The 11725-nt window shown below is 28.3% G+C and carries 17 protein-coding genes; 4 read left to right on the forward strand and 13 right to left on the reverse strand.

Annotated features, from left to right (window positions below):
• Window positions 1–2 precede the first annotated feature (2 nt).
• The 11 genes from BHAMNSH16_RS08900 to BHAMNSH16_RS08945 all read right to left on the reverse strand — a co-directional run bounded on the left by BHAMNSH16_RS08900 (window position 3) and on the right by BHAMNSH16_RS08945 (window position 3905).
• Complete coding sequence (locus BHAMNSH16_RS08900; protein WP_069731618.1) at window positions 3–212, reverse strand: hypothetical protein; 210 nt, start codon at window positions 210–212, stop codon at window positions 3–5.
• A gap of 22 nt (window positions 213–234) precedes the next feature.
• Window positions 235–483: a hypothetical protein gene (locus tag BHAMNSH16_RS08905; RefSeq protein ID WP_008729482.1), complete on the reverse strand. Its 249-nt coding sequence runs from the start codon at window positions 481–483 to the stop codon at window positions 235–237.
• 35 nt (window positions 484–518) lie between these two features.
• Window positions 519–1157 (reverse strand): phage replication initiation protein, NGO0469 family, encoded by a 639-nt coding sequence (locus BHAMNSH16_RS08910; protein WP_008729485.1) that lies wholly within the window; start codon window positions 1155–1157, stop codon window positions 519–521.
• Between the two features lie 28 nt (window positions 1158–1185).
• Window positions 1186–1392 carry a hypothetical protein gene (locus tag BHAMNSH16_RS08915; RefSeq protein ID WP_008729487.1) on the reverse strand — a complete coding sequence of 69 codons (207 nt, stop codon included), beginning with the start codon at window positions 1390–1392 and terminating at the stop codon, window positions 1186–1188.
• Between the two features lie 314 nt (window positions 1393–1706).
• Entirely contained in the window at window positions 1707–2411 is a 705-nt protein-coding gene (locus BHAMNSH16_RS08920) for a DNA adenine methylase (RefSeq protein WP_008729490.1), read from the reverse strand.
• Between the two features lie 97 nt (window positions 2412–2508).
• A complete protein-coding gene (locus BHAMNSH16_RS08925) occupies window positions 2509–2721 on the reverse strand; it encodes a hypothetical protein (RefSeq protein ID WP_069731617.1) in 213 nt (70 codons plus the stop codon).
• Entirely contained in the window at window positions 2722–2907 is a 186-nt protein-coding gene (locus BHAMNSH16_RS08930; RefSeq protein ID WP_069731616.1) for a hypothetical protein, read from the reverse strand.
• Between the two features lie 4 nt (window positions 2908–2911).
• Window positions 2912–3142, reverse strand: coding sequence for a hypothetical protein (locus BHAMNSH16_RS08935; RefSeq protein WP_008728120.1), 231 nt, complete (start codon window positions 3140–3142; stop codon window positions 2912–2914).
• Between the two features lie 24 nt (window positions 3143–3166).
• Window positions 3167–3466, reverse strand: a complete 300-nt coding sequence (locus tag BHAMNSH16_RS08940) for a hypothetical protein (protein WP_008728121.1) — start codon at window positions 3464–3466, stop codon at window positions 3167–3169.
• A gap of 4 nt (window positions 3467–3470) precedes the next feature.
• On the reverse strand, window positions 3471–3644 hold the full coding sequence (locus BHAMNSH16_RS14305) for a hypothetical protein (protein WP_008728122.1): 174 nt from the start codon (window positions 3642–3644) through the stop codon (window positions 3471–3473).
• Window positions 3645–3647: 3 nt separating this feature from the next.
• Window positions 3648–3905 carry a hypothetical protein gene (locus tag BHAMNSH16_RS08945; RefSeq protein WP_069731615.1) on the reverse strand — a complete coding sequence of 86 codons (258 nt, stop codon included), beginning with the start codon at window positions 3903–3905 and terminating at the stop codon, window positions 3648–3650.
• Window positions 3906–4379: 474 nt separating this feature from the next.
• On the opposite strand from BHAMNSH16_RS08945, the gene BHAMNSH16_RS08950 reads away from it, so the two are divergent.
• Window positions 4380–5336 (forward strand): D-2-hydroxyacid dehydrogenase, encoded by a 957-nt coding sequence (locus tag BHAMNSH16_RS08950; RefSeq protein ID WP_008730665.1) that lies wholly within the window; start codon window positions 4380–4382, stop codon window positions 5334–5336.
• 6 nt (window positions 5337–5342) lie between these two features.
• On the opposite strand, the gene BHAMNSH16_RS08955 is transcribed toward BHAMNSH16_RS08950, so the two are convergent.
• Window positions 5343–6329 (reverse strand): aminotransferase class I/II-fold pyridoxal phosphate-dependent enzyme, encoded by a 987-nt coding sequence (locus BHAMNSH16_RS08955; RefSeq protein WP_008730662.1) that lies wholly within the window; start codon window positions 6327–6329, stop codon window positions 5343–5345.
• Between the two features lie 744 nt (window positions 6330–7073).
• On the opposite strand from BHAMNSH16_RS08955, the gene xerD reads away from it, so the two are divergent.
• On the forward strand, window positions 7074–8006 hold the full coding sequence (gene xerD, locus BHAMNSH16_RS08960; protein WP_008722146.1) for a site-specific tyrosine recombinase XerD: 933 nt from the start codon (window positions 7074–7076) through the stop codon (window positions 8004–8006).
• 27 nt (window positions 8007–8033) lie between these two features.
• Entirely contained in the window at window positions 8034–10307 is a 2274-nt protein-coding gene (locus tag BHAMNSH16_RS08965; protein ID WP_008730707.1) for a hypothetical protein, read from the forward strand.
• Between the two features lie 248 nt (window positions 10308–10555).
• Here BHAMNSH16_RS08965 and BHAMNSH16_RS08970 read toward each other — a convergent pair whose 3' ends face one another.
• On the reverse strand, window positions 10556–10924 hold the full coding sequence (locus BHAMNSH16_RS08970; protein WP_069732216.1) for a heavy-metal-associated domain-containing protein: 369 nt from the start codon (window positions 10922–10924) through the stop codon (window positions 10556–10558).
• Window positions 10925–11084: 160 nt separating this feature from the next.
• Here BHAMNSH16_RS08970 and BHAMNSH16_RS08975 point away from each other — a divergent pair, with 160 nt between their 5' ends.
• Window positions 11085–11702, forward strand: a complete 618-nt coding sequence (locus tag BHAMNSH16_RS08975) for a hypothetical protein (protein ID WP_069732217.1) — start codon at window positions 11085–11087, stop codon at window positions 11700–11702.
• The last annotated feature ends 23 nt before the right edge of the window (window positions 11703–11725 follow it).

Here is an 11725-nt window from a genome sequence, read left to right on the forward strand (position 1 = left end):
TTTTATATTTTTCTATCTTTATCAAATGCCAATATAAAAGCCGTAAGTGCCTGTCCTCCATTTATTATTTCATATTTATTTTTCACTTTATAAATTGATTTTCCTTCTTTATTTTTTTTAGGCTCTTGCTTTTTTTGTTCTGCTATATATAGAGGAATATCTTTATTTTCAACCTCATTAAGAAGTTCTATTAATTGTCTTACCGTTATCATTTTCACTCCTTCAAAAAAATATTTAATCATCAAATGGAGTAGGCATATCTCCGAAATATTTATTTATATCCGAATTGCTTTCTCTATTATCACTATATACCAAAGGAAGCTCATTAATTTTACAGCCGATTTTTTTTGACTTATAAATATTAATTAAGTTTCTTTTTACTATTCTGTCTTTTAATGTTGGTATTATCTCTTCTAATTCTTCCATACTTAAATCTTCAGGTTCTTTGCCTCTCAAAAGTTTTGTTAATTCTTCTTCACGCATTTATAATTCTCTTTAATATTCACCATTACTTATTATTAAAATGATACTTCTTCATCATCTTCTTCACCCAAATATGCATCAGAATATCCTCTTATAGGTTCAGATAATTCATCAGGGTTTACTTCAGGTCTTAAAGCTATTTTTCTAGCCAAGCCGTCAGGCAAATATCCGATATTATTTTCTCTTATCATACCTGATTCGCCTTTAGGAAGTTTATATATTTCAGTAATAGCAATATAGCTTTTTTCTTTACCTATATCTTCTAGCTTCAGCATACAATGTATACCTTCCAAACTTTCTGTTTTAAACTCTGTTTCTTCTACTTGTCCAGTTTCATTATTTATTTTTTTTGTCATCAGTGTAACCGTGCCGTCATTATTTACTCTCTCTCCGAATCTTACCCCCCTCCAATGTTCTAAATCTTTCCTAAATCTTGAATCAGGGCTTGATGATAATGTGTACTCTTTACTTATCACCATATTTTTACCGATAAACTGTACTTCACCTCTTGTAATTTTTTGATTTATCTCAAAAATTAAAAATACTCTTCTTGACCAATACTTTATTCCTTTATAATCAGAACAATCATAACGTCCGTCTGCTACTGTCAGACAAACTGCTTTAATCAAACCTGCTTTAGGCTGTTCATAACCTGCTTTGCTTGTTACTTCCATAATAAAAGTTCTCCTTACAAAATATTTTTTAATACAAAGTTTTTACTTTTTTAAGTTTTAATTTATAGTCTGCTTCTTTGAGTTTTAATTCGCATTCTCTATGAACAGCATAAGCTCCAACAGTACCGTCCACATTAAGACTTAAAACTCTGCAACTATTTTCCACATTATTCCCGCATATAGGACATACCAAATATTTTTTAGGCTTAAAAAAGTTTTTAATAGTTTTTATCATTGAACACCCCCTCAAAAATTATTTTTTATTAATATTCTCTTTCATTCTTTCAGCAATTTTGAAATTTCTTATATATTTGTATACTGCTTTATACATTGTTTTTTCAGCTTCATTCAAACAGTCGATAAATGATACGCTGTCAAGTGTTCCGTTTTTTCAAAAATACCCACATTATCATTTAATTCTAATCCATGTTCTTTCCATATCTTAACCATCTCTGAAGTCTTTGCCTCAAGTCATTCATCAAGTTCCATTTCTGTCATCATTATTGACCATTCTATTGGTTTTCTATGTTCCATAGCCATAATTGCCTCCTATATATTTTTAGTAAATAGTCTTTCAATATTTTTTTTACTTCCTGTATTTTTTGTTAAAGAAATACTCCTCTCTTTTTCCCAAATACATTTAAAATCTTTAGGGGCATCAAAACTTGAAATATACACGAAATGTTTTTTAGATAATGTTCTACACCAATTCCAAAACTCTTCATAATTTATGTCATTATATTTATATTTTTTAGTATTAGAGTAAGGAGGATCACAATACACTATACAAGGTTCATCAGGAAATATTACATCTTTATAATCAGAACATATAAACTCTATATTTCCTAAATTAACTCTTTGTTTTTCAAGATTACTACAATATTCTTTATAATAATTTCTTTTACCTAAAGAATCTCTGCAAAATCCTTCAAAAAATCTAGCTCCATAACAATTAAAGCCTATAAATCCAACTATAGCAGGGTCGAATTCATATTTATGATCCCTAACATATTTATAATACTCATTATCATATTCATCAGGGTAATTCCATTGTTCATTTTGTAATGCTTTAAGTAATGCTATTAAATAAGGATTTAAGTCGCTGCCTTTTTTTATTAAAGAATTATCAACCTTACATATTACATTAGCTCCGCCTACAAAAGGCTCAAAATAATACTTTACTTCATTTTTATGTTCTAAAATAAAAGGTAAAATATATTTTGCTATTCTATTTTTACTCCCCATATATTTCATAATAAATGTCCTAAATAAATTGATATTCAATTATTAAACCATCATTATATTTTCTTATCTGTTTTTCTATTTCTTCTGTCTTAATTGTCTTATCTGTCTATACAAAATAAATCTTACATATTTTTTTCTTACAGCTTGAAATCAAATGAGTTTTTTCTGTGAACACTCCATTATATTTATTTACTGTAATATCTTTTATTTCACTGTCTTTAATAGACATAGCATTATTATTAGAAATAAACTCTACTTTGTCATCATCTTTTATATCTTTAAGCATTTCTAATATTTGCTTTTTACTATAGAAAGCCATTTATTCCTCCTTACCAAAAATACTTTTTCTTTCTTTTTGTTTTTCATAATAGTTTTCTATATAACTTCTTACTTTATAAGCACAGTCTTCACATAAATTATATTGAGGAAACCCCTCAATATATTCAAAATTTAATTCGACTGTATCATCATCATCAAAATATTTTCTACACATTTCACATTTCATTTTCTTACCCCCTTTCAGCATCATGTATGTTATAATCAGGGAATAATGTACTCATAACACAATTATCAAGAGGTATTAATCTATTAGATTTTTTAGCAATAGCATGAAACCAATATTTGCAATATGTTACGCCTGCTTCATTAACACCAATATGTTTACAATCATCTGCACAGGAAAAAAATCTCTTATTATCATTTATTCCTACTATAATTTTAGATTCAAATTGTTTATACATTTTTCACTCCTTAACATAGTTGTATTAAGATTTTTTATTCTCTTCTAATAATTCATCTAATAATTCAACTTGAAGTTCTAAATATCTGATATGTTCCCACTTAGTATTACATTTAGCAGTAGCTGAAGTCCTTTGTGCTTTACTAGGATTATTAGAAAGAATTTCTCTTAATTTTTGACTAGACTTTTCTGCCGCTTTTTTCTCCTTTTCTATCATTTTTAATAATTTCTGCTTGTATTCTAACAAAGCAAAATTACATACTTGTTTTTTAGTAGTTTCCCTTTGTTTTTCAACCATTTCATCATTTACTGAATATTGCCACATTTTTTTAATCCTTAATTGATTTGAATAATGGAACTATGACTCCAGCACCTGATTCAGTTTTGCTTATTCTGCCAAAATCTACTAATACAATTTTTCCATCTTTATCTTTTACACGAACAAGTATTTGAGTATTATCTTCAAATTTTTTTAATTCTTCTTTTAAGTCTTTTACTAACATTCTTTACTCCTTAAAATGATTTCTCTTATCGTAAGTAGTCATATTTGGACTAGCAAATTCCGTTTGGCTATATGCCATAAAACATTCTTCACAAGTCTGATAATTATCTTCTTCTCCTTCAATTTCTTTTTCAAAATAGCAGCATTTCATTTTGCCATTTTTTTCTTCAAGATGTTCACAATTATTTGAACAGCCTATATATTTTTTACCTTCTCTAATTATTACCCACCAGCTAGGATTGAATTTTTCTTCTTTTTCCATTTCTTACTCCTTGAAAATTATTTTTTATATATTTTTTGTCTTTACAGACTAGACCTACAATTTTAGAAATATTTAATACATTTGAAACAAAAAAACGCAGACTATTAACTTTTTTAGTTAATAATCTGCGTTCTAATATGTTTTTAGTTCTTTTATCTTTTGAAAAATAGACTTGTTTTTTTAAATTTGAGAAATTAGACTTGTTTGTTTTGAAACAAGTCTATTGTTATGTTCTCCGAAACCTATAAATGTATTCCAGCTAAAGCTGTAATACGGTTTCGGCTCACTATTATATTATTTAGGGATTACTTTTTATTTATATGTTTGCATTATAGAATGTTATATCTTTTTATTTTAATATTTTGTTGTATAATGAAGAGTAATCAGCCGAACTTACATTGTACTATCTTAAAAGTTAAACGATACCGTCCTTCGGTAACGGCTCGTGCCGACAAATACAAGGAGTAATTTATTATGACCAAACCTAAAATAGCAGTGCTTGACGGAGCTATATTGAATCCCGGAGATATATCTTGGGGCGAAATAGAAAGCATATCAGATTTAACAGTTTATGATAGAACCGATTATGATAAAGTGCCTGAAGCTGCTAAAGATGCTTGGGGTATATTGAACAGTAAAGTTGTTATTGATAGAAAATTAATGAAATTATTGCCTAATTTAAGATATATAGGAATGCTTGCAACAGGATATAACTGCATAGATATTGAAGCTGCTAAAGAATTGGGGATTACTGTTACAAATGTTAGGGGATACGGTCCTCAGTTTGTGGCTCAGCTTGTAATGGCTTTTGTATTATCGCTTTCTTTTAGGATAGTTGAACATAATAATCAGGTTCATAATGGCGATTGGGTAAGATGTAAGGATTATTCTTTTAGTTCTTATCCTTTAATGGAGATAGAAAATAAAACTATGGGTATATTTGGTTTCGGCGATATAGGAAAAGAAGTTGCCAAAATGGCTTCGGCTATGGGTATGAAAGTTTTAGTTTATTCAAGAAGCAAAAAAGAAAATGTTGAAAATGCTTCTAGTATAGATGAGCTTTTTGAGAGATCCGATTTCTTATCGCTCAATGCACCTTTAAATAAAGAAACAGAAAATATTGTCAATAAAGATTTGCTTTCAAAGATGAAAAAAACAGCATTTTTAATTAATACTTCAAGGGGAGGATTGATAGTTGAAAAAGATTTAGCATATTCTCTTAATAACGACATCATAGCAGGGGCAGCTTTAGATGTGCTTTCAAAAGAGCCGCCTACAGGAGATAATCCTCTGCTTACAGCTAAGAATTGTTATATAACTCCTCATTTTGCCGGAAATACTTTAGAGGCTAGAACAAGGCTTATGCATAAAGTTTATGAGAATATAAAGGCATTCTTGGAAGGAAATCCTATAAATGTTTTAACTAAATAAAATTGATTAATTATTATATAAAATATCTTTTAATGTATTTATAAGGATATTATTTATTTTATGAGCGGATATTGTAACTCTTAGAAAATCAGATAGTATGTTTTCTTTATCATATTTTTTTACGAATATATTTCTTTTTATAAGTTCTTCGTATATATAATCAGATTCTTTATTTACATGTTTTATTAAGAGGAAATTTGCTTTTGAAGGTATTACGATAAAACCTTCTTTGCTTAATATTGTATCCAATCTCTCTCTTTCCAAAACTATATCGAATATATTATTATACGAAGTTTTTTCATCTTGCAAGGCTGCTGTCATTATAGTTTCAGAGATTTTATTTACTGAGTATTTCTGTCTTAATTTTGACATATTTTCTATATTTTCTGAACTAGATACTATAAAGTTAATATTAAGTCCTGATATAGAATGAGAATGTGCAATGGATCTTATTATAATTAAATTTTTATATTCATTAATTAATTTGACAGCACTTTCACCGGCAAAATTGATATATGATTCATCTATAACATATATTCCTTCATACTCTTTTAAAAACTCTTCTATTTCTTTTATATTTATAAACATACCGGTTTCAGCATTAGGATTGCTTGCTATTATAATTGAATTTTTATTTTTGATATTGTTTTTAAGAGAAATATTATAATCTTCTCTAGCTTTAATCACATCATAATGCATTTTATAATACGAAAAAATCATGATATATAAATCTCTGTAAGGCTCCTGAAGAAATATTTTATATTTATCATAAGAGTTGATAATGCATGCAAAAGCCTCATACATACCATTAACAGAAATTATATTATCATTTTCTATATTAAGATATTTAGCAATTTGCTCGTCTAATTTCTGAGGGCTGTACTCAGGAAAAAATCTTAGAGACTCAATATCAAATTTCTCAAGCTCTTTAATAATATTTTTTGACGGCTTGTATGGATTTTCATTTTTATCTAAAAAAATTTTTTTGTTCATTATCGTTATGCTCGCCTACGCCCAAAGAATTTACTTAATAAATTAATTCACACGCTGTGTACCTTAGGTAATTTCTTCGGCTCGCTTATTTTATTGTTATGCTCGCCTGCACCAAAAGTATTTACTTCATAAATTAACTCACACGCTGTGTACCTTCGGTAATTGCTTCGGCTCGCTTATTTTATTGTTATGCTCGCCTGCACCAAAAGTATTTACTTCATAAATTAACTCACACGCTGTGTACCTTAGGTAATTTCTTCGGCTCGCTTATTTTATTGTTATGCTTGCCTGCACCAAAAGTATTTACTTAATAAATTAATTCACACACTGTGTACCTTCGGTAATTTCTTCGGCTCGCTTATTTTATTGTTATGCTTGCCTGCACCAAAAGTATTTACTTAATAAATTAATTCACACACTGTGTACCTTCGGTAATTTCTCAGGCTTGCTTATTTTATTGTTATGCTCGCCTGCACCAAAAGTATTTACTTAATAAATTAATTCACACATATATGTTCATATATTTAGCTTTCTAATATTTAAAATGTATCATTGATAATTATCTTAATATTTTTAAATTAGTTTACACTTTTAAATTTTATGTTTAGTTAATGTAATATTTTTATTAAGTAATGTATTATGTTTAAATAAATGGCAAATCTTGTCGATAATTAATCTAGGTTGATCATTCATAAATCAGCTTAAATTTTGTATATTATATCTTAAATTAAGAGGCAGATTTCAATGTCAGTAAAACAGGTTTCCGATCAAGAAATATTATCAATGTATTTAAACTATGAAGCAGTGGAGAAAGGATTATCATCAAATACTTTAGAATCCTATAAAAGAGATATTGTGATATATCTTGATTTTTTAAACAGAAATAAAAAATCTATTTTAAAAGCTACAAGAAAAGATATTGAAAAATTTTTAAGTGAAAGAAAAGAACAGGGTTCAAAATCAAGAACTGTGGCTAGAAACAAAGTAAGTATAGTTAATCTTTATAAATTTTTGGTTATGGAGAATTATATTTCTAAAAACCCTACAGATAATTTAGAGGTTATACGCTTAAAAAGGGTATTGCCCGAATCACTTACAACAACAGAAGTAGATGATTTGCTTTCAGTTCATAATGAAAAAACTGATAAGGGATTAAGGGATAAAGCTATATTTGAGCTTATGTATTCTTCCGGTCTTAGAGTTAGTGAAATTTGCTCTTTAAAGATAGATGATATATTTTTTGAAGGTAAGTATTTAAAGATATGCGGTAAGGGAAAAAGAGAGAGAATAGTACCTATTAATGACAGGGCTTTAGATATTCTGCAAAGATATATTCAGACAAGCAGAGTTATAATGGTGAAAGGTAAAAAGACTTCGGAATTATTTTTAAACTTCAGAGGAGATAAGATTTCAAGAGTAGGTATTTGGAAAATAGTTAAAGAGGCGATGAAAAAAAGTAAAATAGAAAAGAATATTTATCCTCATACTTTAAGACATAGTTTTGCAACACATCTTATACAGCATGGTGCAGATCTAAGAGCAGTACAGAGAATGCTCGGACATTCTGATATCACTACGACAGAGATTTATACTCATGTTGATTCTGCACATCTTAAAAAACAAATATCAAAGCACCCTAAGCATTCTAAACATGCTAGACAAAATACTAATATATAATAAAATATTATGGGTTGGAAGTAATCAATGAAAAGAAGCATAATAGCCACAACAATATTACTACTTATATCTATATCATTGGTAGCATTGACTTTTGGTATAGGTGAAAGAATGACAATAGTCAGTTACAATGATAATGATCCTAATTATATTTTTGATGAAACAGAAAAAAATCATAGAATAGATATGTATAACCCTGATTCTCTTTCTCTTGTTACATCAAAGCCTATATATGATTATGATTTATCCGTAGATTTGGAAGATATATATACTGAAGAAGAAATTAGTGCAGATTCTGATATAGAATATTTAAATCAGAATATGCTTCTTAGTGATGAAGAATTAAGCAGCGAAATGCCTAATCCGAATGTGCTTCCGGCTATGGCATTTAATGCTAATAATGTAGATAAAGCTGCAGATAAATTAAGTGCGGCTGTAGATTTGGCTATACAAAATTCAAGAAGCAGAGAAGCTCCTAGAGTAGCAATAGATTTATCAAAAATATCAGTATTCAGATATGAGCCTGTAGTTATTAATGCTTCTGTATATACTGAAGATGTAGTACAAAATATAAGTATATATGTAAGATATAAAAAAGATAAAATAGTTAGAGTGAATGGAGATGAAAGATATTCTATAAATGTATTTAAAGTAAAAAATGCAGAGTATAAAGGAACTTATCTTCATCCTTTTGGAGGAGTTTTAGGAGAGTATCAGGCTGTAGTATTGGTGCAGACTAAAAATGGTGTTTATGGTTATACTAAAGATTTTACGGTTAAAGGAAGACAATCTCCTCCTGCCAAAGAAACTAAAAAAATAGCAACATTAGAATATGCAATAGATTTAACAACTAAAAAAATCCCTAGCGTAGAAACAGGTGAGCTTACTACTTATGATGCCATATATGATTGGATTAGATATATGAAATGCGATATGTTCTGGGCTATAGGCGGACAGACTACAGGATGGACTGCAGGAATTACTCCGGAAGAGCCTTGGGCTAGAGATATGATTAAAAATATAGAAAATCTTGCTTCCAGCAAAGCTAAAGGTAATGTTGAGCTTGGTGCTTATGTTATGAGTTATTTTGCTGCAGGCGGCGGTGCTAGAAAAGGCGGTTATGATGTTTCTATAGGATATAATTCTGCTACTCAGAGTCTTGTGGAAAGCAGACATATATCTTTAGATGATCCTAAGAGAGTTCAGGATATTATAGATATATTAAAAAGATATGATTCTAATCCTAATATATCATATTTAGGTCTTGACTTCATAAGAACAGGCGAGGTTGATGGATATGAAATGGTTGATGAGATGGTAGAGCTTACAGGTGTTTATGTGCCTGCTAATTGGTCTACTATGAGTAAAGCTGCTCGTATGCGTTGGCTTGCTGTTAATAGAGGCAGAAAAGAAATAGGTATGAAATGGAGATGGTTCAGAGCTCATAAAGAGTCTTTAATAATAAAAGCCATAAAAGATTCAGGAATAAGAAAAAAATTATGGGCATTTACTTTGGGCTGGAATCATGGTCAGGAACATGGTCAGGATCCTTATATGTTCTTTGATGCTGGTATTGATTATGATGCAGTTATGATATATGAAGCTAGCCGTCCTCAGCATGTAAGTATGCTTACTGCTTGGCCTCAATACTTATCAGGCGAATATAATGTACTAGTTGGAAATATGATAGATAATAGACTTCAGGACGGAAGTTTAAGACCGGAACTTGAATATATGAGAAGAGTATATGAATCTGAAGCTAAGTTTAATAGAAGCAGCAGAATAAGAGGAGTATTTTTCCATGATATATCAAGAATGTTATGGTCTAAATTTAGAGGTTCAGGAAACAGTATAAGAGAATGGGCTAATATAAACGCTTCTATTGTTTCAAGAATAGAAGAGAAATATTCTGAAAATCCATTTAATGTTACTGTAAAATTAGATGAGAGAAACAGAACAGGTGTGCTTACTATAGTTAATAGAACTTCTAAAAGACAAAATAATGTAACTATAAAAACAGATTTGGCTCAGGCTTTATCTACTATAGTACTTGATACTGAAACTATTGATATTGAAGCCGGGGAAACTGTTGAGATAGGTTTCAGATACGCTTATGGCAGAAGCAGATATTCTTCGCTTATGTCATTTAGGGTTGCTTCTTCTTCAGGTGAAGAGAATGTTGCTGTTGCTTATACTTTACTCAATTCTTTAAGGGCAAAACCTAAGCAGGAAGAAAGTGCTACTTTAGCTAAAAGCAGTGAAGATAAAAAAGAAGAAGATGAAAAAGTGAAAGATAATTAATAAAAAATATAATTAAAATATGAAATAGGAAGTAAAAATTACTTCCTATTTTTTTATTTAAAAAATATTAGCATGTTTAATACCAAATTAATAAAAGTTTTAAGTATATGATTTTTATTTATTAAAAATTTAAATAAATTTATATGGATGTACATAAATAATATTTTATTGTCTATTTAAAAAAATGTTATACTTTTTCTTTTTGATTTATTCTGCCCACCCACCCGCCCCAATATCATATTTGTTTTTTAATCTTTTATATAATATCTATATCCTGATTCTTTTATGGCTTCTTCAAATACTTTATCATCTAATTGTTTTTTAGTTAGTATTGCAGCTTCCTCATTATCAAAACTCACCTTTGCATATACATCTTCAATCTTGTTAAAATTATTCTCTATTATTTTTGCACAATGATTACAAGTCATTCCGCCTATTTTAATTATTTTTTTATATGGGTAGTTTTTTTTATTTTTATCTTTTACTTTAACTTTTTCTATAATTTGAGATGTATTGCCTGATGAACAGCAACTGCCTGATTTAATCTTTTTTATATAGCTTATTATAGATATTATAGCTATTATAATTATGATTGATATTATTATTATATTTTCCATTGCATTTTCCAAAGTTATATTAGTATTATAAAATGTTAAACTATTCTAATACTTGTAGTGCTATTGTCAATAAAATTTTATAAAAAAATAATTATTATATTTAATTTTAAGTTTTAAATTCCGTATTTATTAATGCTATAAATTATTTAAGGAAATTAAAATGAATAGATATATATTATTAATTTCATTTTTTATTATATTATTAAGTTCCTCTTTTGCTTATTCTCAAAATAATACGGATAATAATCCTACTAATGCTTTAAAAAGCAGATTATTTTTTACAGAAAGAGATAAATTAACTTCTAAAATGAATATATACACATCTTGGAAGGAAACATACAAATATTTGAGAGATAATAGATTCAGATTTTATAAAAGAGCAGGAAGAACTTTAACATTAGAATTCAGATATAAATATCCTAGCAGCTTACATGTTAATAGCGGAACTCCTATTATATTTACATTTGATGATGGAAGTACAATTCAATTAACTAATATACAAAAGGTTATATACAATCCATATCTAATGGGCGATATTAATTATTATGATTTTGAAGTGAGATACAAATTTAATCAGGACAGCGAATTTGAAAGTTTTACTAGTAAATCTATATCAAATATAAGATTCAATTTTATAAATCAATTTGGCGAAGAAGATTATGAGGATATAGGCATATCTATATTAACAACAAGTAATTGGCAGGAAATATTCAATGCTTTTAAAAATGGTGTTGATGCTTTAGAAGAATTACAGGGAACTAATAATAATACTTATTAAAAATTAATATAGCTCAAGTTTGT

It is taken from the genome of Brachyspira hampsonii (genome assembly GCF_002214805.1).
Classification (GTDB): domain Bacteria; phylum Spirochaetota; class Brachyspiria; order Brachyspirales; family Brachyspiraceae; genus Brachyspira; species Brachyspira hampsonii.